This is a genomic window from Paenibacillus sp. P13VS, from assembly GCF_015143645.1.
GTDB classification, from domain to species: Bacteria; Bacillota; Bacilli; order Paenibacillales; family Paenibacillaceae; genus Paenibacillus; species Paenibacillus xylanilyticus_A.
This window is the reverse complement of sequence record NZ_WYEV01000002.1, coordinates 102,329-125,831: the sequence shown is the minus strand read 5'-3', so window position 1 is coordinate 125,831 and position 23,503 is coordinate 102,329. Positions and strand designations below refer to the sequence as shown.

The 23,503-nt window shown below is 47.7% G+C and carries 22 protein-coding genes; 16 read left to right on the top strand and 6 right to left on the bottom strand.

Annotated elements, in window-relative coordinates:
• The first annotated feature begins 77 nt into the window (after window positions 1–77).
• Window positions 78–617 (top strand): hypothetical protein, encoded by a 540-nt coding sequence (locus GUA98_RS01685; RefSeq protein ID WP_193722235.1) that lies wholly within the window; start codon window positions 78–80, stop codon window positions 615–617.
• Window positions 610–1,257 (top strand): YdcF family protein, encoded by a 648-nt coding sequence (locus tag GUA98_RS01680; protein ID WP_227779352.1) that lies wholly within the window; start codon window positions 610–612, stop codon window positions 1,255–1,257. Before GUA98_RS01685 ends, GUA98_RS01680 begins: the two co-directional genes overlap by 8 nt.
• 164 nt (window positions 1,258–1,421) lie before the next feature.
• On the opposite strand, the gene GUA98_RS01675 is transcribed toward GUA98_RS01680, so the two are convergent.
• Together GUA98_RS01675 and GUA98_RS01670 are read right to left on the bottom strand one after the other, a co-directional pair.
• The gene (locus tag GUA98_RS01675) at window positions 1,422–3,512 is read right to left on the bottom strand and encodes an ABC transporter ATP-binding protein (RefSeq protein ID WP_193721893.1); all 2,091 of its coding nucleotides are present in this window, start codon (window positions 3,510–3,512) and stop codon (window positions 1,422–1,424) included.
• 12 nt (window positions 3,513–3,524) lie between these two features.
• On the bottom strand, window positions 3,525–5,270 hold the full coding sequence (locus GUA98_RS01670) for an ABC transporter ATP-binding protein (RefSeq protein WP_193721892.1): 1,746 nt from the start codon (window positions 5,268–5,270) through the stop codon (window positions 3,525–3,527).
• A 495-nt stretch (window positions 5,271–5,765) separates the two neighbouring features.
• Here GUA98_RS01670 and GUA98_RS01665 point away from each other — a divergent pair, with 495 nt between their 5' ends.
• Both GUA98_RS01665 and GUA98_RS01660 read left to right on the top strand, forming a co-directional pair.
• Window positions 5,766–6,062: a HesB/YadR/YfhF family protein gene (locus GUA98_RS01665; protein WP_095358555.1), complete on the top strand. Its 297-nt coding sequence runs from the start codon at window positions 5,766–5,768 to the stop codon at window positions 6,060–6,062.
• A gap of 125 nt (window positions 6,063–6,187) precedes the next feature.
• Window positions 6,188–6,637, top strand: coding sequence for an NUDIX domain-containing protein (locus GUA98_RS01660; RefSeq protein WP_153978061.1), 450 nt, complete (start codon window positions 6,188–6,190; stop codon window positions 6,635–6,637).
• Between the two features lie 84 nt (window positions 6,638–6,721).
• Here the strand turns inward: GUA98_RS01660 and GUA98_RS01655 are convergent, their stop codons facing one another.
• The 3 genes from GUA98_RS01655 to GUA98_RS01645 all read right to left on the bottom strand — a co-directional run bounded on the left by GUA98_RS01655 (window position 6,722) and on the right by GUA98_RS01645 (window position 8,865).
• The gene (locus tag GUA98_RS01655; RefSeq protein WP_193721891.1) at window positions 6,722–7,234 is read right to left on the bottom strand and encodes an ADP-heptose synthase; all 513 of its coding nucleotides are present in this window, start codon (window positions 7,232–7,234) and stop codon (window positions 6,722–6,724) included.
• Between the two features lie 183 nt (window positions 7,235–7,417).
• A complete protein-coding gene (locus GUA98_RS01650; protein WP_095287669.1) occupies window positions 7,418–7,861 on the bottom strand; it encodes a DUF441 domain-containing protein in 444 nt (147 codons plus the stop codon).
• Window positions 7,862–7,866: 5 nt separating this feature from the next.
• Entirely contained in the window at window positions 7,867–8,865 is a 999-nt protein-coding gene (locus tag GUA98_RS01645) for a YpdA family putative bacillithiol disulfide reductase (protein ID WP_153978062.1), read from the bottom strand.
• A gap of 170 nt (window positions 8,866–9,035) precedes the next feature.
• Between GUA98_RS01645 and GUA98_RS01640 the strand changes: the two genes are divergently transcribed.
• The 6 genes from GUA98_RS01640 (at window position 9,036) to GUA98_RS01615 (ending at window position 14,222) form a co-directional block, all read left to right on the top strand.
• Window positions 9,036–9,629: a metalloregulator ArsR/SmtB family transcription factor gene (locus GUA98_RS01640; RefSeq protein WP_095358552.1), complete on the top strand. Its 594-nt coding sequence runs from the start codon at window positions 9,036–9,038 to the stop codon at window positions 9,627–9,629.
• A gap of 525 nt (window positions 9,630–10,154) precedes the next feature.
• Complete coding sequence (gene rsgA / locus GUA98_RS01635) at window positions 10,155–11,234, top strand: ribosome small subunit-dependent GTPase A (protein WP_193722233.1); 1,080 nt, start codon at window positions 10,155–10,157, stop codon at window positions 11,232–11,234.
• 55 nt (window positions 11,235–11,289) lie between these two features.
• Entirely contained in the window at window positions 11,290–11,628 is a 339-nt protein-coding gene (locus tag GUA98_RS01630) for a L,D-transpeptidase (protein WP_193721890.1), read from the top strand.
• A gap of 113 nt (window positions 11,629–11,741) precedes the next feature.
• Entirely contained in the window at window positions 11,742–12,290 is a 549-nt protein-coding gene (locus GUA98_RS01625) for a GNAT family N-acetyltransferase (RefSeq protein WP_162009925.1), read from the top strand.
• A gap of 101 nt (window positions 12,291–12,391) precedes the next feature.
• Entirely contained in the window at window positions 12,392–13,867 is a 1,476-nt protein-coding gene (locus GUA98_RS01620; RefSeq protein WP_193721889.1) for an aldehyde dehydrogenase family protein, read from the top strand.
• A gap of 202 nt (window positions 13,868–14,069) precedes the next feature.
• Window positions 14,070–14,222: a hypothetical protein gene (locus tag GUA98_RS01615; RefSeq protein ID WP_167301694.1), complete on the top strand. Its 153-nt coding sequence runs from the start codon at window positions 14,070–14,072 to the stop codon at window positions 14,220–14,222.
• Between the two features lie 100 nt (window positions 14,223–14,322).
• Here the strand turns inward: GUA98_RS01615 and GUA98_RS01610 are convergent, their stop codons facing one another.
• Window positions 14,323–14,562 (bottom strand): hypothetical protein, encoded by a 240-nt coding sequence (locus GUA98_RS01610; protein WP_095287663.1) that lies wholly within the window; start codon window positions 14,560–14,562, stop codon window positions 14,323–14,325.
• Window positions 14,563–14,984: 422 nt separating this feature from the next.
• On the opposite strand from GUA98_RS01610, the gene GUA98_RS01605 reads away from it, so the two are divergent.
• The 6 genes from GUA98_RS01605 to GUA98_RS01580 all read left to right on the top strand — a co-directional run bounded on the left by GUA98_RS01605 (window position 14,985) and on the right by GUA98_RS01580 (window position 23,490).
• A complete protein-coding gene (locus tag GUA98_RS01605; RefSeq protein WP_062326145.1) occupies window positions 14,985–15,305 on the top strand; it encodes a hypothetical protein in 321 nt (106 codons plus the stop codon).
• A 55-nt stretch (window positions 15,306–15,360) separates the two neighbouring features.
• Entirely contained in the window at window positions 15,361–19,365 is a 4,005-nt protein-coding gene (gene essC, locus GUA98_RS01600; RefSeq protein ID WP_193721888.1) for a type VII secretion protein EssC, read from the top strand.
• 16 nt (window positions 19,366–19,381) lie between these two features.
• A complete protein-coding gene (locus GUA98_RS01595; protein WP_193721887.1) occupies window positions 19,382–20,212 on the top strand; it encodes a hypothetical protein in 831 nt (276 codons plus the stop codon).
• 6 nt (window positions 20,213–20,218) lie between these two features.
• Window positions 20,219–20,767, top strand: coding sequence for a WXG100 family type VII secretion target (locus tag GUA98_RS01590; protein WP_193721886.1), 549 nt, complete (start codon window positions 20,219–20,221; stop codon window positions 20,765–20,767).
• A 197-nt stretch (window positions 20,768–20,964) separates the two neighbouring features.
• Window positions 20,965–21,240 carry a WXG100 family type VII secretion target gene (locus GUA98_RS01585; RefSeq protein WP_017689071.1) on the top strand — a complete coding sequence of 92 codons (276 nt, stop codon included), beginning with the start codon at window positions 20,965–20,967 and terminating at the stop codon, window positions 21,238–21,240.
• A 156-nt stretch (window positions 21,241–21,396) separates the two neighbouring features.
• The gene (locus GUA98_RS01580; RefSeq protein WP_193721885.1) at window positions 21,397–23,490 is read left to right on the top strand and encodes a hypothetical protein; all 2,094 of its coding nucleotides are present in this window, start codon (window positions 21,397–21,399) and stop codon (window positions 23,488–23,490) included.
• Window positions 23,491–23,503 lie beyond the last annotated feature (13 nt).

The window sequence follows — 23,503 nt, the reverse complement described above, 5'->3', positions numbered from 1 at the left end:
TTAGTTACGATAGAGGAACATAAAACGGGAAATGGGTACGGGAATGAAAGGGGCGCTCGCTTTTGCAAAACTCAGACATGCAGCATGGTGACATGCTGGATAGCGAACACTCCAGAGAATTGTTTGCATACTATGGATTAGCTGTTTACTATGGACAGGCTCTTGAGCAGCAGCTGGTCAATCTGATCCTGTTGATGAAGCTGTCTCAAGGCAAAGTTGTATCCGATGAAGATCTGGAAGATCTGTATGAGCGGAAAATGAGCAGTTCACTTGGGCAACTCATTCATGAGGTTAAGCATCACTTTACGTTTTCAGATGAAGAAACCCGTCAGTTGAATGAATTATGGCAGCAGCGGAACAGCATTGTGCACCATTACTTCAAGGAACGCATTCACGAAACCTTTAGCCCTGAGGGACGATCGCGCATGATCAAGGAACTGGAGGATTTCAAATCCCGTGCGCAGGAACTTGAAATCAGCCTTCAACAGTATACGGGTGCCTGGATAGCACAGCTTGGATTGAACGCTGAGTCGGCTGCGGCGCTGCGGCGGCTTGAACAAATGCATTCAGAGAGCTTACATGCTCCAAGCATGGACGAGGAGAATCAGCTTGATTGAAGGCAAAGTAGGGGAACAAAAACGGAAAAAAAGAGGAATGCGAAGCTGGCTGTTCATTGCCATTACATCCCTGGCGCTGATAGGCATTCTCTGGACCCTCATTACGGCCTGGCTGATCACGGAATACACGTCAGAGCAATCGACCAGACAAAGTGATGCGGCGGTCATTCTTGGTGCTGCTGTGGACGGGGATCGTCCTTCACCTGTATTTCGAGAGCGAATCGAACATGCGATTGCATTATATCGTCAGGGTATAATACCCAAACTCATTTTTACCGGCGGTTCTGGACGTGAGGGGGGGCGCTCTGAGGCAGAAGTGGGAAGGGATTACGCAGTTGAACATGGTGTAGATCCCAGAGATATTCTGATCGAAACACAATCAAGAATTACAGAGGAAAACCTGGTTAATACCATTGCGATTGGGGATCAGGCAGGATACCAGAAATATACGATTGTAAGTGACCCGCTGCATATGAAGCGGGCCATGAAGCTGGCAAGCGAGCTAGGCATGGATGCTGTTCCGTCTCCAACACAAACGACAGCCTATCAGACCTGGCGCAGCCAAATTCCATTTTTGGCACGAGAGACTGTGTTATATATGGGGTATACGGTAAAAGGATGGATAGACAATCTGCAGTAGCCTTCAGGCGAAATGTGGGTTGTCTTTTCTTATTGCACAACTGGCACTTCGCTTTGTTTACATTAGAAAAACGCCCTGTGCGCAGACCGGAAAGTCTGCACGCAGGGCGGGAAAAGAGAACCTTTAGACATTGTATGGTCAATGAATGTCTTACGAATAAAGAGTTATAGATTACCTCCAGCCAAGGAAGGGGTTGTAGGGATAGCCTGACCTGAGCTGCTGCTCTCATTTCCTCCGCCAACCGCTTGTGCGCCTTGTTGAAGCTGATACATCTGATAATATCGTCCTTGAAGCTCCATCAGTTCATCGTGAGCACCCTGTTCCACAATGCGACCGCGGTGCAGGACCAGAATCTGGTCAGCAGAACGAATCGTTGAGAGTCGGTGAGCGATGATGAATGTGGTCCGTCCTTTTTTGAGGACTTCCAGTGCATTTTGAATCAAGGCTTCCGTCTCCGTATCGATATTGGCCGTTGCCTCGTCGAGAATAAGAATAGCCGGATCGAAGGCGAGTGCTCGGGCGAAAGAAATCAATTGACGTTGTCCGGCAGACAGCGTACTTCCTTTTTCGATAACGGGTTCATCGAATCCCTGAGGCAGATGTGCCAGGATCCGTTCTGCTCCCACATCACGAAGCGCCTGCTCGATCTGTGCTCGGGTGATTCGTTCATCTCCAAGACTTACGTTAGACGCAATGGTGCCGGTGAACAGATATGGATCCTGAAGCACGATCCCCATATGCTGCCGAATCCACTGTTTCGGCAATTCCTTGACGTTTTGACCGTCGATGGTAATCTTGCCTTTTTGCGGATCATAGAACCTGAATAACAGGTTAATAATCGAGCTTTTACCCGAACCGGTATGACCAACCAAGGCAACGGTTTGGCCCTGGGAGGCTTTGAACGAAATATTGTTCAGCACGAAGTCTTTTTTATAGGCGAAGGATACATCGTCAAATACCACATTTCCCTTGTACCTCGGCATCGAGCCATCGGTTACAGGTTCTCCCTGTTCGTCCATGAGCTCAAATACACGTCCAGCGGATACGAGGGAGGAATCCAGGTTTGCCAGTTGGTTGACCATGCCGGTGATCGGCTGGAACAAACGACCCAGAACATCAACGAATGCATACAGAACACCCAGTGAGATGATACTTGTTCCGCCCAGTACCCCAGAGCCGAAGTACCACAGGACAACGGCAAATGCGATATTCCGCAGTACATTTACCAGGTTGTGAGAAGTGAAGGCGTTCAGGTTCAGCATTTTGTTCTGATGTTTCATATAATCGTCGTTCAGATCTTCGAATTCCTGTTTGGTCTGCTTCTGGTGACGGAATACGCGAATAATGGACATCCCTTGAATGGATTCATTAATGATCGCATTGATCTCACTCAGCCGTGAACGAATAATGGTATTGTAACGGGTAGCGAACTTACGGTAGAGCACAATCCACAGAATCAGCATCGGTACAACGAACAACGAGATCAGTCCGAGGCGGAAATCCAGCAGGAAGAGGGCGACATATACACCTGTAATCGTAATGATCCCTGAGAAAAAGTTCGATAGCACGGCAACGAACAGATCCTTAACAGCTTCCGTATCGTTTGTGACCCTAGAAACGACTTTACCTGCGGGAAGATTATCAAAAAAGTGTACGGGCAGCCTTTGAATATGGGCATAGACATCATTACGAAGCCTTTGAATGACCTTGTTTGCAGAGGATTGCAGCCAGTAGGTTTTACCAAACTCCATAATGACCGAGATCACGAGAAAGATCATGTAATATACAATTAATTGATAGATGCTTGGCATTTCAGGTTTGTAAAAAGCAAAGAGTTCACCAGCGGAAAGCGGCTCTGCCGCATATTGGCCGGTCACTTCACCCGCACGCGTAACCGTTAAGGTTCCATTCTCATATGAACGATCCCCATCGGGTGCAGTTACGGCTTCATTGACGAAATAAAAGCTTTTGCCGGCTTGAAGTACTCTGACTTCGGCACCTTTCACTTCACCGGCTTCGAATCTGCCTTCTCGTTTGTAATTCTTGCCGTTGTATACAGCGGCTTCGGATGAAGCCTCCGTTTCATAGAACGGCTGTTCAATGGCGAGCAGATGATTGTCAATCATCGACTTGGCGATGAACGGACCAGCGAGCTCAGCGGCTACACCGATCGTTAACATGATTAATGCTGCAATAAAAGTACCTTTGGCTTTCAGGGCATATTGAAGCAGCCTTTTGCCTGTATTCGACTTCAAAACGTTGACCTCCTACGTGGACAGATTGGATTCCACCTGCTGCCGTTCATATTGCTCACGGTACCAGCCGTTCATGGCAAGCAGTTCCTGATGGGTTCCTTCTTCCGTAATTTTCCCGTGCTCCAGTACGATGATCCGGTCTGCGTGTTCAATGGCGGACAGGCGGTGCGTTGAGATCAGCGTGGTTTTGCCCGAGCGTTTGTTGCGTATATTTTCAATGATTTTGGCTTCCGTTCTTGCATCGACTGCTGATAAGGCATCATCGAGGATCAGAATATCCGGATCGGCAATAAAGGCACGTGCCAGAGATACCCGCTGTTTTTGTCCGCCCGACAGTGCAATTCCCTTTTCACCAACAAGGGTATCCAGTCCATCCGATAATGTCTCCAAATCTCCGTCAAAGGCTGCGGTACGGATGGCTTCCATAATGACTTCATCACTTGCACCCGGCTTGCCGAATTGAATGTTTTGACGAACCGACTTGGAGAACAGCACTTGTTCCTGCGGAACGTAACCGATCCAGCTGTGTAAGTCATCCTTGGCGATCTCCTGAATCGGATGTCCCGATATGCTTAATGTGCCGGAACCGGCAGGGTATTCATGAAGCAGCTGTTTGAGCAGGGTGGACTTACCGCTTCCCGTACGTCCCACGACACCGAGTGTCTGACCACGGCGAAGCGAGAAGCTGACATGACTAAGATTATCGACAGTGGAACTTGGGTAACGGAATGTCACATCCTGCATCGATATTTCTTCAGGATTCGTAATATGAGCTGGCTGATCAACGTCCTGGACAGCAGGCTCTACAGATAAAGTTTCGTTAACCCGGTCCAATGAGGCGCTGCCACGCTGCATCAGGTTAATCAGTTCGCCAATGGCAAACATAGGCCAGATCATCATCCCCAGATACATGTTGAACGATACGAGATCTCCGAGGGTAATTTCATTGTGAAACACGAGATATATCCCATAGGCTAACGCAATTACATAGCTGAGACCGACACACAGCCGAATGGTAGGTTCAAACAGTGCATCCATCTTGGCTACAGCCAGGTTTTTGCGATAAACGTCTTCGGTGACATCAGCAAACCGCTTCTGGTCCAGACGTTCCTGAACATAAGCACGAACCACACGAATACCCGCGATGGATTCAAGAACCTGATCATTCATGTCCCCGAACGCATCTTGTGCCAAGGTATAACGTTGATGGACGGCTTTCCCGTAGATCATCATGGCAATCGCGATAAATGGCAGCGGCAGAATCGCAGCAAGGGTCAGTTTCCAGCTCACCAGAAAACCCATCGCGAACAATACGGTTGCCAGAAAGGCCGTTGAGTCCGTTAGTGTCAGCATGCCGAAGCCTGCTGTTGTGGCAATGGAACGAAGGTCGTTGGTTGCACGAGCCATCAGATCTCCCGTTCTGTTCTTCTCAAAGAAAGGCGGGGTCATCCGCAGCAGGTGATCCATGAAGCGCGAACGCAACAAGCGTTCAACCAGATTCGCACCACCAAACAGTTTGTGCATCCATATGTACGTGGTCAGATAGATAATAACGACTGTTCCTAGAATAAGTAAAATGTAACGTGTGAGTGAGGCGCCAGTAATGGAACCGCGCACAATCTCGTCAATGGCATTGCCTAACAGACGAGGGGGGAGCAGTTCGGCTACACCCACGAGAATGAGCAAAATGACACCAATCAGGTATCGTTTGCGTTCCAGCCGGAAGAACCAGGCCAGGTTTTTGAGTACAGAGAACAAGTAGTATCCCTTCCTTTCAAGTGTCAGTGAAATACGTTATCTACTCATGTGTACCGGTTTCTACCCACAAAAAAAGACATACCGCACGCAGGCGGTATGTCTTGGATATCAATCATACGGCGCATGGCTCCGAGAGCAGAGCCACCGCTGAACATAAGTATCGAAAGTGTGCGCAGCAGTTAACCTTATTCAGGATTACTGCAGTGCTGACTTAAGTACGGAATAACGATTTCGAGGGTGCTCCGGTATTTAATTGTGAGCTGAATAGACCATCCATATGAATGTTAAACACCGTAATCACCCTTTCTGTTTTGGAAATAAATTGAATGTGGATCTCGTATGTTTGCATCTTAACACCGCCTTTTGGGATCTGTCAAACTTTTTTCACAATTACATGAGCAGCTCTTTTTTGTTTATTTCTGTGGTGTAATGTTTGAACTCAAGCCCATCAAGCGATATGATGTAACATATATATAGAGAAGGAGCTGACATCAAATGAGTACCATACATGTATCTGACCGCGCTGCCCGCTGGTATAAAGAGGAACTAAACCTGAACGAAGGAGACAGCATCCGATTCTTTGCGCGTTATAGCTCCGGCGGAGGTCTTCACCCAGGTTTTTCACTGGGAATCGCTGTTGAGGAACCGCGTCACCCGGCTGAACAAACCGAAGTTTCGGGGATTCGCTTTTTTATGGAAGATCACGATTATTGGTACCTGAAGGGCCACAAGCTGCATGTCGATGTAGTGGAAGAAGGACAAGATATCGAATATCGTTATACTGAGGTCTAATCAGGGTTGTTCTCGCGATACCTTCAGTTCGTCCTGTGCAACGAGGTGAAGGAACTGAATTGAGATGTGTCTAAGCATGGATTGTACCGCTGGCTTCTGCCGGCTTCGAACAGGAGGGATAGGAATTGAATCCGCCAGCCCGAGATTTGGCCCAATATATTGCACACCGCTCCCATATTGTGGTGAAGGCTGCAGTTTGGGCTGAAAACGAACGAGGTGAATTGTTGTTGATCCAGCACGCCGAGCAAGGTCATTGGCGTATTCCCGTTGGACAGATGCGTCCTGGCGAAGCCATTGAAGATACAGCTCATCGGGAATTGTGGGAGGAGACGGGATGGACAGCAAACAGCATGACACTTGAAACACTGCATTCGGGTCCCGACCTGAGACAACTGCATTCCAGCGGGGATGAAGATTATTATGTGATCGCCCTGTTCCGAGCCCGAATCATTCAGGATCATCTGGTGGAGTCGCGAGTAAACAGTGAGGCAGGGTTGAAGTTTTTTGACCCGAAATCACTTCCGGTGCTGAATAGTCTAAGTCGTATGTTGCTTGACGGTAAAATACTAGATTAAACGTCAAGACCAAAGAAGCCTTTCCAACGGGGGAAGGCTTCTTTGGTCTATTATCACATGCGCATACAGAACTCTTCAGATCAGCTAGACCTGATCGAGCGGTTCTTCGTCCATCGCAAAATCAAAATCATCAATATCAAATACTTGTACAGGGGCCGATGACTCTATAATTCGTGCGATCAGTTCAACCTGATCCGTGAGAATGGGGATGTTCAGGCGCTGTGAAGTGAGCAGCAGCTCTGTCTCAATCGGATCGAAATACTCCCCATACTGAGCTGTATCCACCGCATTGATAATAGCGATGGACACCTGATCACCAAACAGGATGGACGGGCTTTTCGCCCACGGAACGGATAGGGCACGTTCAATCTTTTTCTTATTCAGCGGTTCTTCAAAATAAGAAATAATCTCGTTAATTTTCGATTTAACATGCTGATCATCAGCCGGGTTATCCATCAAAGGATCCGGGCTGACCTGAAATTCATATAACTCCAAGACGGTGGTATAAGGAACAATATATTCAACAGGCGCGGGTGGCGCGAGCAATTGACCGTAAATAGCCACCATCACGGCTTCTGTAATAAACTGACGTGACATGGTACCTGAATCCTCCTGCGGCCATTAATAATTGCGAGGTGAATCAATTTGGTTATGCAAACGAATACAAATTAAATTGATTTCTCTGCTATGGACATGGATGCATGAATTGCATGAATAGTAGTATATCATACAACGGTGGGAAATACAGCCAGTCAGTAGAATGTCAAGTCCCAACTTCAATCAGGATTTGCCGAGCAGCAGGGATAGTATACCTGCCGCAATCAGTGGTCCTACAGGGACTCCTTTGAATAGGGCCACCCCAAGTACGGTTCCAATAAGTAACCCAGCAACAACGGTTGGCTGCGTACTCATGAGCGTAGCGCCCCGTCCACCCAGATAAGCCACCAGTAAACCCACACCTATGGCGAGCAGCGATTTCCAGTGAAGGAAAGACTCCCCGATCGTCTGCAGACTCATCTTGCCGCTGGCAAGGGGCGCCATGACCCCGATGGTCAAGATGATGATGCCAAGCGTTAGTCCGTATTTTTCAAGCCAGGGAAAAGCCTGGTTCACATTCAATACACGTAACAGGAGCAAAAATACCATGGCTACGGTCACAGGGGTATTGCTGCTGATAATACCAAGTGCTGCAAAGACGAGCAACAGCAAAGAGGTCATATCCATGGATTTCAATTCCCTTCAGCCTGCCCGCGTTGCCGACTTACGATATGCTCTGCAATATATTTTCCATGCCAGCGACCGGATTCGATGAATACTTCATTGGCATTGCGTCCTGAGGCGATGACTCCGCCAACGTAAACTCCTGGTACGCTGCTTTCCATCGTTTCCACATTGTACACTGGTTTGTCCAGGTCATCTGACATTTCAACGCCGACGGAAGAAAGCAGTTTGCGATCCGGACGGAAACCGGTCAAAGCCAGAACGAAGTCGTTATCAAGTTCACTTGTTGATCCATCTGCATGAAGCAGGCGAATGGAATCATCCAAAATCTCATTAACCCGTGCACCGAGATGGAGCGTAATGCGGCCTTTCTGGACCATGCTCTCAAATAGAGGGCGTACCCATGGCTTGATATGCTCGGACAGACCCGTACCCCGATATACCATGTCAATGTGGGCGCCTACACGGACGAGTTCCATCGCTGCATCCACAGCCGAATTGCTGCCACCGATAATTGCTACACGCGTACGGGTGTAGGGATGTGCTTCCCGGAAATAGTGAGTCACTTTATCTTTGTCTTCTCCCGGAATACCGAGGTAATTCGGGTGGTCGAAGTATCCTGTTGCGACAACGACATTGCGTCCCTGATGAACAAGGCTTTCCCCGCGGCGGTTGACCGTATGTACTTCAAAGGTTCCATCGTCTCTACGTTTGATTTCGCGGGCTTCCTCATAATTATGAACACGCAGGCCGAAGTGTTCGGCTACTTTGCGATAATAGGCGAGTGCCTCGTAGCGAAAAGGTTTGTCATTTGGCGAACTGAACGGGACATTTCCGATCTCGAGCAGTTCCGCTGTGCTAAAAAATTGCATATGGGTTGGATACAGATAGATGGATTGGACAATATTGTACTTCTCTACAATGACAGCTGACAGACCCAGCCGTTCACATTCGATGGCAGCAGATAGACCACAAGGGCCTCCGCCAATGATAATTACATCTTCCATGTTCTTACTCCTCCTTCATTCAAGCAATATTATCCTACCGTAAATAGTCATGTAATGCCAGTTCACGCCAGGAATTGACGGAAGAAAATTCCGAATAACAGGTTTGACTTTGCTGAGAGAAAAGATTAACATCAAATTAGATATTTATCTAAACGAAAGAGGCGACGCCTATGCAATTGGAGAAAATCGTGGCTTACCACAAAGCCTTGGCTGATCCTACCCGGCTTCGTATGCTGTTATTGCTGTCTGAGGGTGAACTGCACGGACAGGCTCTTGCCGAGAAGCTGAATCTGTCACAGCCCACAGTTACTCATCACGCATCCAAGTTGAGAGAAGCAGCATTGATCAAGGAACGGAGAGAGAAAAATACGGTGTTTTTTTCCCTTAACCCATCCTTTATACGGGAGCATGCTCAGGCTTCCGTTGACTTTATTTTTAAAAGGGAGGAGGTAGCCGATATGAGTGATGTGAACGAAACGCTAAAAGCATCGGTTATGCGAAATTTCTTTTCCAAAGATGGACGCTTGCGTCAAATTCCTGCGCAGTACAAGAAGAAGCTGATCGTGCTTGGTCATCTGGTTGAACAGCTTGAATTCGGACGCAAGTATACGGAGAAAGAAATCAATGAATTTATACGTACGTACCATGAGGATTTTGCCACCATTCGCCGTGAATTCATCATGCATCAATTTATGTATCGGGAAGATGGGATCTACGAGCTTAATCCGAAGGAAATGTGGACACGCTGGGATCAGGTAAAATAGCGATTATCATAAAAGAAATGAAAGCAATGAAATTAAATCAGACAGGAAGCGTATAATTAGGCTTGACAAAAGCAGAGTACAGTGTGTAACATGTTGGATAAATCTACAAGGGAGGCGATGTTATATGACAAACCTAACGGCAGTATACGTTAATTTGAATATGGACAGCGTCTCCGGAACGGATCAAAGCATGTAAATGTATGTGGATTGGACAGGTGTGTCCACATTCGTATAGCGTACGATTACATGTGCAGATGAAGTCACGGGTGACGCACCCGTGGCTTTTTTTGATTATCGGAAAAGAAGGGTGTCCTGTATTGCGTGCTGCAGGTTGTTAAACGTAACGTTCTGCGGATAGGTGCTTATAGGAAAATCTTGATTCTGTTAACATCGAATTGCCGCGGGTGGTTTATCACTCGTGGTTTATTTTATTTGCGTTTAATCCAATCTGGAGGGCTCGTTCACATTATTGGTAGGTAGTTATAAAAACATATTTTAGGAGGAAATTCTAATTTGAACAATTACATGGAGAAGTACGGCTGGTCTGCTGAATGGCAGGAATTTTGGCAGCAATCCGGGATGGAACAGCAACTGAGAAAACCAGCGCGAGTCATAGCCGACCACGGACAATTGCAGCGTCTTATTACAGCCGGTGGCGAATGCTGGGGAAGGGTATCGGGACGTATGCGTCATGACAACCTGGAGACAGGGACACTTCCTGCGGTAGGGGATTGGGTAGCCATTACGGGAGAGCCCGGAGAAGAGGCTACAATTCACGGTATTCTCTCAAGGAAGAGCCGAGTATCCAGGCAGGCTGCTGGGTCGGTAACGAAAGAGCAGCTAATTGCTGCCAATGTAGATACGTTGCTGATCGTCGCAGCGCTTAATCATGATTTTAACCTTAGACGGTTGGAGCGATATATTATGATGGCTTGGAATGGAGGGGTTAGACCTGTCATCGTTTTGAGCAAGAGTGATCTATGCACTGATGTAGAGGAAAAAAGGGTGATGGTAGAGGGAATTGCCCCTGGTATTGAAGTGCTTGCGCTGTCGGCGGCTGAGGGTTATGGAAAAGCCTCCCTTGAAATTTATCTGCAGCCAGGGACTACGGTAGCCTTGACGGGCTCTTCTGGGAGTGGCAAGTCTACTCTTGTCAACTGGATGATGGGACAGAATGTGCAGCTTACCCAATCCGTTCGGGAGGACGACAGTCGGGGAAGGCATACGACTACCCACCGGGAGATGTTCGTTTTGCCCCAAGGGGCTGTGCTGATTGATACACCTGGCATGCGTGAACTGAACTTGTGGGATGAAGGGAATGACGGACTTTCCCAGGCGTTTGGTGAAATTGAACAACTTGCAGAAGCATGCCGATTCGTAGACTGCAGTCATACACGTGAAGCGGGCTGTGCTGTTATCGAAGCCATTCAAAATGGGTTTCTGGAAGAAAAAAGGCTAAACAATTACCTGAAAATGCAGAAGGAATTGCAGTATCAGCAGAGGAAAGAAGCAGTTGCTTCCAAGCGGAGGACTGCTACAAGCAAACCTTCGAATTCGCGTAAACCCAAACATGCCCAGAGAGTGAACGATTGGGAAGAGGCTTAAATTAGGCGGGCATCCTTATGGCTTCCGCATAGAATAGGTCAGGAGGGATGTCGTAATGACGGAATACAGAATTATCGTGGATCTGTCGGATCACATGTTATATCTTCTAGATGGCGATCAGGTAGTTAAGGGGTATCCTGTAGCAACAGGGAAGATGCTTACGCAGACTCCAAACGGAGAATTTACCATAGTCAATAAACAAGCAAATCCGGGTGGACCCTTTGGTGTTCTATGGATGGGGTTATCTGAACCTCATTATGGTATCCATGGGACGAATGAACCTTCGTCTATCGGCAAGTCTGTATCACACGGATGTATCCGTATGTACAATCCAGACGTGTTGGATCTCTCTTCCAAGGTATCCGTAGGCACAAGAGTAACGATCCGGCCCTAAGGGCTGATCGCTACTCTCTCTTATATCGGACTTTGTGGATATATTTGGTGAATGGGATATGCATGCTTATAATAATGTACAACCACTACAATCGGAGAGGTAGGTGAGCGTTTTTGGTACAGATCAGACGAGCCCGTGAAGGGGATGCAGAAGGAATTGCCCGTGTACATACAGAGAGTTGGAAGACGACATATCGCAATATTGTACCGGATGATTTTTTGGATCATTTGACTACAGAATCAAGAATATCTCAATGGGAGCAAACCATTCGCTCTGACGAAAAAAATCAGATCCTGGTGGTGGCTGAACAGCCGGGAGGGAATATTGTCGGATTTGCCTGCGGAGGAAGGGAGCGCGAAGGTAAGCTGCCTTATGATGCAGAGTTATATGCCATTTATTTGCTTCAAGATGTGCAGCAAAAGGGAATTGGTCAGCAACTGGCTGTGCAAGTTGTTCGGTATCTTCATTCTCTGGACATGAAGGGTCTGTTGATCTGGGCTTTGGAGCGAAATTCGGCATGCCGTTTTTATGAAAAGATGGGTGGAAGTCCTGTCCATACACAACCCATACGAATAGGAGAGCAAGATCTGATTGAGATAGCCTACGGCTGGGAGAATCTGAATGAGTTTGCCAGACAGGAGGCCCCTCCGTCGGATTGGTAGAGTCATCAGTGACGCGTTTGCGCAATCTTTAATCAGGTTAATGAAGTACTACACTTCTTATAGAAGAAGGACATCTAATCTTGATTAGGAGGCGCAGCCAGATGACTTTAATGGAGAAAACACCTGCAACTTGGACCAAACAGTATATCAATGGCGAATGGGTTGAAGGCTCCGGTGAGAAAACGATGGAGAACATGAACCCTTATACAGGCGAAGTGATTGCAACGTGGCGTTCTTCCAGTAAGACGGACATAGATCGGGCATATGAAGCCGCCCAAAAAAGTTCATTGGAATGGAGAAAGTCCCTGCCAGGTATAAAAGAAGGCATATTGCGAAAAGTGTCATCCTTGATGACCGATCGCAAAGAAGAAATATTGAATCTGCTGATTACAGAATCGGGGAGTACGCGTATTAAGGCAGAATCGGAGTTTGCCGCAGCGAAACGTATAGTGGATGAAGCAGCTTCGTTCCCCTACCGAATGAAAGGTGAGCTGATTCCTTCTAACACACCAGGCAAAGAAAACCGAGTCATACGCGAACCCAAGGGTGTGGTCGGCGTCATTGGACCCTGGAACTTCCCGCTCCATTTGTGTCTTCGCTCCGTTGCTCCGGCCATTGCACTGGGGAATGGTGTAGTTATTAAGCCGGCATCGGACACGCCAATTACGGCAGGCTGGTTGATTGCGGATTTATTTCAACAAGCCGGATTACCTGAAGGTGTCCTGAATGTGGTTGCCGGAAGTGGCGGTGAAATAGGAGATTATTTTGTTGCTCATCCCATTCCCAAGGTGATTTCCTTTACAGGATCGACCAAAGTCGGGCAGGGGATCAGGAAGCTGGCAGGAGAACATTTGAAAGAAACAGCACTTGAGCTTGGCGGTAATAATGCAATGGTGGTACTTGAAGACGCAGACATTGAGCAAGCCGCCGAGGCTGCGGTTTTTGGCAAATTTCTTCATCAGGGGCAGATCTGCATGGCACTCAACCGGATCATCATACATGCCGACGTATATGACTCATTTGTCAAATCGTTCGTGGACAAAACGAAGCGCTTACGGACAGGCGATCCTGCAGATTCAGAAACGATGATAGGTCCCCTTATTCGTGAAAAAGAAGTAAAACGCTTGTTGGAATGGATTCAAACTGCTCAGGAAGAGGGAGCGCGTTTGCTTCATGGCGGATCAGGTAAGGGCAGTGTGTTGGAACCGACGGTGCTTGTGGATGTCAAACCTGAACAGGATATTGTCCAACAGGAACTGTTTGGTCCGGTGGCCGTCCTCATGCGAGCAGAGGACGAGCAAGAAGCTGTCCGTCTGGCGAATGATACACCATATGGATTAAGTGGTTCTGTATTTACAAGCAATCTGGAGAGAGGTTACCGGGTAGCTCAGAGTATTGAATCCGGCATGGTACATGTGAATGACCAATCTGTAAATGATGAGGCACATGTCATGTTTGGCGGCGAAAAATCCTCCGGGATTGGCCGCTTTGGTGGCGATTGGGCCATCGAGAAATTCACACGTACCCGTTGGATCAGTCTGCAGCATGAATACCGGGATTACCCTGGCATCAATTAAACCAATCGTTCGAGATAGATCGACATGGTATGCGAAAGTCCGCTCCTGGCTTGAGGTAGCGGGCTTTTGCACGTTTTTACATCATCAATTTGGACGTGAAGAAATCCGAGGGAAAACCTGTTTGGGGCTCGTCCAATCTGGTTATTTATGGATACACGGGAGTACCGATCCGTAAATCCAAAGGTAAAGGGGCTTGAATTCCATGTCCATTGACCGTTTTATTCTGAGAAAATTGAACACTTGTCAGGAAGAGCATACACGTGCCAATCTGGTTCGGCTGTTTGTCATTCGGATTCGCAGAGCCGAAATTGCAGAGGAGTATGAGACTACTTATGCTGTCAGCAAAGTACATTAAAATAAATAGAGAACCTTGCCTTCATCAAAAAAAGGAAGCTTGTCTTCATGGACAGCTTCCTTTTTTCCTTGCATATGCAATTTTCTTTACTGACTCTGCTTTAATAAAGCGACAAGGCTAGAGAGTCATTTTCACTGCGGCTGTGCAGAATGGCCTCACAGCCGACAATCTCAATGCTAATCAAAGAGTGCAGACATTTTTGCAAAGCGCGTTTACCATTACTGATTTTATGCTCAAGGGCACTGCTAAGCAGTCTTAATGTCTTTTGCATAGGTTGTTTGTTTTCTTGATTGAAATATACAGGGATTGATTTGTTTTGAAAAGTTATTAGTGTTCTCACTAGAAATCACCTCACGAGAGTTATTTCATACTGGTTATATTAAATTCCAATGCTTAAAATTACCTTAAAATCAGCTTATGAAAACATAAAGGTGGGCAATGTTTGAAAAGTGTTCACAATTTGATTGTGGACGAAGGAATAGGAAGTCCCGAATACAGAATATTCTCTCCCATTTATATGGGAAAAAGAGAAGCGTTTTCGCATCCTCGCAACCAGTAACGTGATTAATGCCTCAAAAGTTCTGAGTCCATCGGACGATATTTTAATAATTATGTGGGTCATATGTAACAAAAATACAGGTTGTACATTGCAAACAGGGTGTTAATGTAAGAAAATAGGGTTGGAATAACGATTCATCCGCATTTTTTTGATTTAATTTGACATTAGGACAATTTACATATGAGACCATGGGAGGGATTATGATGATTCTTACCGTGTATTCCGGCCGGGAGGAAGGTGAATGGTTCGACATTGAAGTCCCGGATGAGTGTACGATTGAACATTTAAAAACATTGCTGGGGGTGCGGATCTTTGGACAGGCGCCTGGTGATGGTATCCAGTACATCCTTGAAGCCAAATTTCCCGAAGGTCTGTGGTTCTCTCCGCAGAACTCGCAGCAGCTGATGGAAACGGGCCTGCGGCAAGGAAGCTGTGTACGGGTTCAGCGGGCATTCTCCACCACTACAGAAGAAGCACCTGTATACGGAAGACGTTCATTATTTCAGCAGGACAGCAACGAATGAGGTTACTTGACGTATACATTCATTATCGAACCAATGATAAGGAGGTCTTCTCTTCGTGAATGTGTTATATCAACGTTCTCCAAGAATGACACCGGTTCTTAAGGAAGAAAGGCTGGAAATTCTCAGACCTCCAACAGAGCCGAGCAAACCTACGTTTTCAATGATTTCTATTATAATACCGATCATGATGACGATGGTCAGTATCGGATTCTACGTATATATCAACATGACGGGCAAAATGGGCAACCCCAGTTTTATGATGTTTCAGATGATGACTGTCATGATGATGCTTACGTCATATACCATTCCGTTTTTTGTGTATCTGAGTAACAAAAAGACGTATCGCAAAAAAATCGAAGAACGTAAGGCCATGTACCGAGCACAACTGGATAAGCACCGTGAAGAGCTCAAGGAAGCTCAAGCCGAGCAGGTCAAGAGCCTGTACGAAATTCATGGTGATCCCAATGTTTGTCTGCAAGTCGTGAAGAATCGCAACAGCTCCTTATGGGAGCGTTCACCGGAAGATGACGATTTCTTGCAGGTCCGGATCGGTACGGGAGAAATTCCATTCCGAATTAAACTGCAGGTCCCACGAGTGGATGGTTATGAAAAAGATGAATTAATTGAGGCAGCTCATGAACTTGCAGCAGAATTTGAGACGGTATCCGATGCTTCCATTACACTCCCGCTGTTCCAGTCGAAAGTGATGGGATTGGTGGGGAATCGGGAGGAAGTGCTTGCTTCCCTGCGCGTCATCATTTCACAACTCACGGTGCGGCATTCGCCAGATGAATTGAAACTTGCTGCTTTTTATGAAGAAAAAGAAGCGAAGGAATGGGACTGGCTGCGCTGGTTACCCCATATCTGGGATGAAGATCAGGGACAACGCTATATGGCCGACAGGCACAGCGGTGCGCATCAATTGGCGGACAGCTTGTTTTCCGTGTTAAACCGTCGTCGGAACAACAAAGAGGACCGATACAAAAAAAGTGTGCAGACTCCATGTTATGTGGTAGTTCTCTCGGACACGCAGCTTATTGAAGAAGAGCCTCTTCTTCCATTATTGCTTGAATCTGCACAGGAGATTGATGTGTGTACCATTATTTTGGCAAACCGCAAGGAATCCCTTCCGATGCATTGTCAATTGATCATGGAAGCATCCAAAGGCAAAGGCGTGTACATCAAAAAAACGGAAGATGCTGACGTTGTACAGCAGACGTACACACCGGATGTAATATCAAAAGAGACCGCTGAGGCACTCTCACGTTACATGTCTCCCATTCGGCTGAAGCGATCTTCGGCTTCGGACATCCCGCAAATCCTTCCGTTATTTGATATGCTTGGCACCTCACGTGTTGAAGATCTGGATGTAATCACCCGCTGGGGCCAGACTCGATATCCGGATACGCTTCCTGTACCCATGGGCGTGCGCGCAGGTGGCAAGAAAATTGCCATCAACCTGCATGATAAAATTGAACGTCAGGGTCACGGGCCACACGGATTGATCGCAGGGACGACGGGTTCCGGTAAAAGTGAGGTCATTCAGTCTATAGTGGCATCCCTGGCTGCCGAATTCCATCCCCATGACCTGGCCTTTATGTTAATTGACTATAAAGGTGGCGGGATGTCCAATACGTTCGTAGGCCTGCCTCACGTGGTGGGTACGATCACCAACCTGGATGGCAATTTGATTGAACGTGCCAACATCTCGCTTCGTGCCGAATTGGTCAGAAGGCAGAAGATATTGAATGATGCCGGCAACCTTCAGCACATTGATGAATATTACAAGATTTTACGTTCCAGACACGAACAGCCATTGCCTCATTTGGTCATTATTATTGATGAGTTTGCCCAATTGAAACGGGACCAGCCGGAATTCATGGACGAGTTGATTAGTATTGCGGCTATTGGCCGAACACTGGGTGTCCATCTGATTCTGGCAACTCAAAAGCCGGCAGGCGTAGTGGATGACAAAATTTGGAGTAACTCCCGTTTCCGCATCTGTCTTCGTGTACAGAGCGAGGGAGACAGCCGGGATATGATCAAAATCCCTAATGCAGCATGGATTACCAAGCCCGGCCGCGGATATTTCCAGGTCGGCAGTGATGAGGTATTTGAGGAGATGCAGTTTGCCTGGAGTGGTGCGCCTTATAACCAGCAGGAGGACACATCAACTGTACTGCCTGTCATGGAAGTGCGTCTTAACGGTAAGAGAGAACCACTTTTGACTGGCGAACGCAGGGCAGTCCTCAAAGGCGAAGATGTTCCTAAGCAACTACAGGTCTTCATTGATTATGTCGCACAGTCTGCCGCAGATGCAGGTATCAAAAGATTGCCTGGTCCTTGGCTGCCTCCCCTTCCAGAGACACTGGAATGGGACAGTCTGACGGATTGGCAGGATGAAGAGCACAGAGAGCTGCTGCTTGACGGCGGAGCAAGTGGATTGAAGCCGGTGGTTGGGTTGCTTGACGATCTGCCTAACCAGCGTCAGATGCCTCTTGCACTCCCCGTAGATCAAGGGCATTTGATTGTGTACGGTATGCCTGGTTTGGGTAAAACGACGTTTGTCCAGACTTTGCTGATGTCACTGGCACGTTCTCGTCGTACGGATCCATGGCATGGATACATTATTGATATGGGACGGATGATGAAGGACTTTACAGGACTGCCGCAGATTGGTGGCGTTCTGATGGCCGAAGAGGAGGATCGTATCAAGCGTCTTTTCCGGTATATTCTGAAGCTGTCAGCACAGCGCAAGGATATGATCTCGGAGGCAGGGGTTAAAACGATTTCGGCTTATCGTCGTACAGCACATGCTGCTGTTCCACAGATTGTTGTTGTAATTGATGGTTATCTATCATTCCGTAATGCTTATCCAGAAGAGAATGAACTGCTGGAAACGATTCTTCGTGAAGGTGGAAGTCTTGGCATCACGTTCATTCTGACTGCGAATCGGGTGACTGATGTCTTCGAGAAGTTCAGAAGCAACATACCAAACGCGGTCTCCTTTGAACTATCCGATCCAAGTGACTATTATTACGCAGTTGGACGGCCTTCCAAGGCACCAAGCCAGCTTCCACCAGGCAGAGGTCTTGTAAAAGGACAGGTGCCACCATTAATGTTCCAAGCGGCTTTGCCTTCGTCCGGTGAGGATGAAGGGAAACGTTCGTCTGCTCTCCGCGGTTTGATCGCAGAGATTCGGGATAGCTGGTCAGGAGAAGAGGCTCCGCAGATTGCTCCGCTTCCTGAAGAAGTGAAGCTCAAGGATTTACTTGGAGGTACGGGGGCATTTGCCCAAGCAGGAGAATTCTCAACGGTCAATGTTCCTGTAGGCTTGTTGACCGATGATCTCGAACCTTTCTTGCTGAACCTGCGTGAAGGTCCGCATTTTATGGTCACTAGTCCCATGGAGGGCGGTAAAACAACATTTTTGTTGACATGGATGTTATCTCTGGCGTATCATGCTTCTCCTGAAGATGTGCAAATATATACGGTAGATATGAGATATGGTACCGGAGGACTGGGAGAGATCAGCAGTTTGCCCCATGTCCGCGGACATGTGTCTCGTGAAGAACAGCTTGCGCCTGTGATCCAACAGTTGTACGATGAAGTTCTAAAAAGAGGCGAGTTAAAGGGTGGACCGGAGATCGTGCTTGTCATCGATGATGCGGATACCCTGTCCAAACAGTTGAATGATTTTAATGTGAAAGATCAATTGGGAGCGATTGTTCGTCAAGGACGGGATCGCGGAATACATGTTATACTTTCGGGTGTTCCAGCTGATTTCCCAACGTTTGGTTCAGACTGGGTAAGTGATGTGAAGGCTTCCCAGAGTGGATTGTTGTTCGGGACTTTAGACCCTAACGATCTCTCGTTCTTCCGTATTCCTTATACCGAATCTGGGGGCAGTTCAGCTGGGCTGAAGGTACTGCCACCAGGTCAAGGTTATTATGTTAAACGCAAATATTCCAGGGTTAAAGGTGCAGTTCCTTGTGATGACACCTGGAAAATGACAGATTGGATTTCTGAAATTCGTGACCGATGGCATGTTGTAGTTTGAGGGGAGGTGGCTCATAATGTTGACGGTTCATGATTCCAAGCAAAAGGTAGTCACTTTGCAAATAAAAGAACTTTTTTTCCTGGCCGGGATTCTCGGTTCAGACCGATTGCTTGGCGTTGAAGACCCCTTCCGCGGTTACATGGCAGAAGACATCGCTGTGGAATGGGAGCACGTCAAAACTTCTCTGCTCGAAAAGGGATATTTGATTCAGGATCAGGACAGCAATGAGCTGATCATGACACCGACCGTTTTCTCCAGAGTAGCCATTGCTGGATTGTCAGACAGGGCTTGCTGGATTCGCTACACATCCAGCGGCACTTCGTATGAAAGTTATATCCATTGCACGGACGAACGGGTCGTTGAAGTTTCCCGTGTTGCTGATGAACCGGACTCCTTCCGGTTATCCGATCTCGGGAACGTTCGTGAAGCGATTGACTTCCTGATTCAAAGGATGAAATGGAGTGGCCATTCACCAGCAGAGAAGCCAGCATTGATGTGCTCCAAGAAAAAATTCTATGATGTTATGAACGAGCTTAACAACAAAGAAGAATCTGCAGTTGCTGATGAACTGGCACAGGAGACAAACGACCCGGAAGGTTCGCTGGCTCTTGCACGTTGTCTGGTTAACAAAGAATCAGACGGTGAACTGCGATTGCTTGTATGGAACGGAGAAGGTTGGAAGTCACAGTCAGCAGCATTCGCTGCTAGCACTGTATCCAACTGGTTGTTCCGCATGAGTACAGCCGCTTCAGATGATTGGCTTGTAGCGGCGCTGACGACGAGAGAACAGTTTCACGAGATGCTGCTGGACTGGCTTAAACAGCCTGCAGGGGAAGAGGAAAGGTGATGGTAAATGCGCATTCGTGTGGAACCGGATGTGCTTCGGGCACTGAGCAGGCAGATTCAGTATGCGGCGGAGCAAATACAGCAAAAGATGACAGTGTTGGAACAGGCAATCCATTCGCTGGAGTGGGATATTGAGGCCCGGGCTGCGGTGATGAGTGAATGGAGTCACAGCAAGCGACTTGGCGAAGATGCGGTGCGTCGTTTTATGGACTTAAGCGTGCAGTTGGGACGCAAAGCCTTGTTATTCCAGCAGGCAGACATGGAGTATCGTACAGTGCTGAGTCATGTGAACACAGCCTATGGCAATGCGGTCAATATGCTTAACGTTCTAGAAAACAATCGTGTAGGGGAAATCTTGCCTACACACGCCGCAGCTGCTGCTGTAGTATCCGATCCCCTTTCCGCGGTGGCGGCAGTATACCGGGTGCAGGATGCTGCGCCGCCCGACGGTTCTCCGGCTACATTGATCCAGGCGATGCAGCCAGAACCTGTAGCGTGGAGATTCACAGATCCTACCTTTCGGGGGAGAAGAGGAACCGAACCTGTGGTATCCTGATTAAGCCGTTTACCGAAGTGCGAAATAAGGACAGCAGAAAGTGAATCGTTTATGTAAATAGTCTGTTAGGGGAAGTTTCAATCACCAAAAATGGGGTAAATAGGATTAGGTCCTTCGGCTTTTGTTCGATCGATCCTGGTATAGTACAATTTGAACAAGCAAAAATTTAATTGCACAAACCAAGGAGGAATTTACACATGGCAGGACGCATTTTAGTTACCCCAGAACAACTTGATCAAGTTTCCAACCAATTCAAACAAAGCGGTGAGCAAAGTCAGCAAATCGTTTCTACATTGACTCAATCCATCACTAGCATGGAAGGACAATGGGAAGGTATGACAAAACAACGCTTCTTCCAAGAGTTCCAGGAAGCAAGCAAACAAATGCAATCATTCGTTCAAACGCTGAACAGCATCAGCGCGGAACTGACGGCTATTGCCAACAAATTCCGTACAGCTGACCAAGCTCGCTAAACTGCTTTACATAGATCAGGCCGATGTCATGTCTGACCCGGCACTGGATCGTACGCAGGCAGCAAGCTGAAGATGTATAACTACAGCAAAAACCGGGCGTTTTACGACTCCCGGTTTTTGCTGCACTATGACAGAATGACAGAGAGAGGGATGAGCATGTCTTTTCAACCGAATCCCGGGGATGAAGTGGTGATCAATGACATTGCCTATACCATTGGGCAGCACCCGGCTGCGCCCGGTCTGGCATACGCCCAAGCCGGAAGGCAAGGGATCGTTTACCAGTTAATACCCCGAAATGGTTCAATAAGTGGGGCCAAAGCACTAAAAGTATTTTTCCCTAAATTCCGTATCCCGGCTATGGTCTATCAGTCTGAGCATATGGAGCCTTATAGTGAACTGCCAGGTTTGCAGGTATGCAAGCGTGATGTGCTCACTCCGGAAAGAAACGGAGCGCTCATTGGTGAACATCCCGATTTGTTGTACGCGGTTTTGATGCCGTGGGTGCAGGGTCTGACCTGGTTTGATGTAATCAGTGATCAGAAACAGCTGACTGCAGAAGAAAGTCTGAAGTTGGCCAGAGCACTAGCAGGGACTGGTTCGGCCATGGAGCAACGAGGACTTGCTCATTGTGATTTGTCCGCACCCAATGTGATGATTCCGTTTTTTTCCGAAGTGGAAAACCTGGGAGCTCCATCCGCGGTTGAACTTGTCGATGTAGAGCAGATGTACGGTTCCAAAATGGATCGTCCAGATGCTCTACTTGCCGGTTCACCTGGGTATGCAGCTCACCGGGCAGTACACAGTGGTCTGTGGAGCTCCTATGCCGATCGTTTTGCTGGTGCAGTAATTATCGCCGAGATGCTGAGCTGGTCGGATTCGAACATTGTGGAGAAGGCATGGGGAGAAAGCTATTTTGACCAGCATGAAATGCAAACGGTGAGTGAGCGCTATATTGCCATGCGGGACTCACTTCAGAATCGATGGGGTTCCAAAATATCCGATCTGTTCATCCGTGCCTGGGAGAGTCACGATTTGAGCAGCTGCCCAACATTTGGTGAATGGTTTGTTGCCTTGGCATCAGCTAATGCCAGTCAGGCGGAAGCGGCTGGAGTGAAGGAACCTGAGGACCAAGCAGCAGATGTGGCCAATGGTGAAGCGGCGAGCCAGACAGTCGCAAGTGCACCGGATACTGGCGTAGCCGATTCGAATTCAGCTAATGGACATCATTCGTCCACGTCGATACCTGAAGCACCGCCTGGACAGGAAGCTGTGGTCAACAGACTCTTCCTGCAGGCCCGCGCTCTTGAGGATGAAGATAAGCCTGCAGCAGCCCTGGAAGTATACCGTTCGCTGTATCATTTCATTCCGGCTAACAGTGCGATTCAGATGGAAGTTGAGGCTGCCATCACCGGGCTGGATGCCAAGCTGAATCCCAAGGAAGAAGCCGCACAGCCTGTCCGCGTTCCTTTTTACAGATCCAAAAAGTTCATGATCTCTTCCGCTGTCCTTGTTGTATTGCTCGCCGGTACCGTGCCGACTGTCAAAATTTTGGCTGATCAGGCCGAAGTCAAGCAGCAGGAGGAACAAGAAGCAGCAAGACTTGCAGAGATCAAGGCTGCCGAAGAAGCAGAAGTCGCAAAAGCTGCTGCGCTGAAGCAAAAGGAAGAAGAGAAGAAGAAGCAGGAGGCCGAAGCGGCGAAGCTGGAAGCCGAGGAAAAGCAAAAACTGGCTGAAGCACAGAAAAAGGAAGAAGAACGGAAAGCTCTTCAGGCGAAATACGATAAACAGGCAAAATACGAGGCTTATCTCGCAAAGCAGGAACAGCAGAAGAAAGATGCAGCCAAGAAGGCGCTGCAGGAGAAGTATGACAAGCAGGCGAAGTATGAAGCCTACCTGGTCTGGAAGAAAGAGCATGATGCTCAAGTAGCGAAGCAGGAAGCGGAGCGCAAGGCAGCGGCTGAAGCTCAGCGTAAACTGGAAGCGCAAAAAGCAGCCGAAGAAGCTGCTCGAAAGGCTGCACTGAAGAAAAAACGTGCTCAGAACGTGGTTACGCTGATTGCTCATTATAACAAGGCGTATAATGCACAAAAAGGTAAAAAGATCGAAAACGCAGAGTCCTATGCCCGTGATTTTAAAAATTTGTATAACTCGGATGCTTCATACTTCAAAGGGGTAGGCAAAGTCGCAGCGCGAATGAGTGCCATTAATAAATTTTTGAGCAATAACAACTATAATCTTCCCAACTTGTAAATTAAGTGAACGA

What these genes read in the sequence shown, in the direction of transcription:
- GUA98_RS01590 (WP_193721886.1), top strand. Translation starts at nt 20,219, where the DNA reads ATGCGCATTCGTGTGGAACCGGATGTGCTTCGGGCACTGAGCAGGCAG.
- GUA98_RS01640 (WP_095358552.1), top strand. Translation starts at nt 9,036, where the DNA reads ATGCAATTGGAGAAAATCGTGGCTTACCACAAAGCCTTGGCTGATCCT.
- GUA98_RS01605 (WP_062326145.1), top strand. Translation starts at nt 14,985, where the DNA reads ATGATTCTTACCGTGTATTCCGGCCGGGAGGAAGGTGAATGGTTCGAC.
- GUA98_RS01585 (WP_017689071.1), top strand. Translation starts at nt 20,965, where the DNA reads ATGGCAGGACGCATTTTAGTTACCCCAGAACAACTTGATCAAGTTTCC.
- GUA98_RS01685 (WP_193722235.1), top strand. Translation starts at nt 78, where the DNA reads ATGCAGCATGGTGACATGCTGGATAGCGAACACTCCAGAGAATTGTTT.
- GUA98_RS01665 (WP_095358555.1), top strand. Translation starts at nt 5,766, where the DNA reads ATGAGTACCATACATGTATCTGACCGCGCTGCCCGCTGGTATAAAGAG.
- GUA98_RS01650 (WP_095287669.1), bottom strand. Translation starts at nt 7,861, where the DNA reads ATGGATATGACCTCTTTGCTGTTGCTCGTCTTTGCAGCACTTGGTATT.
- rsgA (WP_193722233.1), top strand. Translation starts at nt 10,155, where the DNA reads ATGGAGAAGTACGGCTGGTCTGCTGAATGGCAGGAATTTTGGCAGCAA.
- GUA98_RS01645 (WP_153978062.1), bottom strand. Translation starts at nt 8,865, where the DNA reads ATGGAAGATGTAATTATCATTGGCGGAGGCCCTTGTGGTCTATCTGCT.
- GUA98_RS01615 (WP_167301694.1), top strand. Translation starts at nt 14,070, where the DNA reads ATGTCCATTGACCGTTTTATTCTGAGAAAATTGAACACTTGTCAGGAA.
- GUA98_RS01595 (WP_193721887.1), top strand. Translation starts at nt 19,382, where the DNA reads ATGTTGACGGTTCATGATTCCAAGCAAAAGGTAGTCACTTTGCAAATA.
- GUA98_RS01580 (WP_193721885.1), top strand. Translation starts at nt 21,397, where the DNA reads ATGTCTTTTCAACCGAATCCCGGGGATGAAGTGGTGATCAATGACATT.
- GUA98_RS01630 (WP_193721890.1), top strand. Translation starts at nt 11,290, where the DNA reads ATGACGGAATACAGAATTATCGTGGATCTGTCGGATCACATGTTATAT.
- GUA98_RS01655 (WP_193721891.1), bottom strand. Translation starts at nt 7,234, where the DNA reads ATGTCACGTCAGTTTATTACAGAAGCCGTGATGGTGGCTATTTACGGT.
- GUA98_RS01620 (WP_193721889.1), top strand. Translation starts at nt 12,392, where the DNA reads ATGACTTTAATGGAGAAAACACCTGCAACTTGGACCAAACAGTATATC.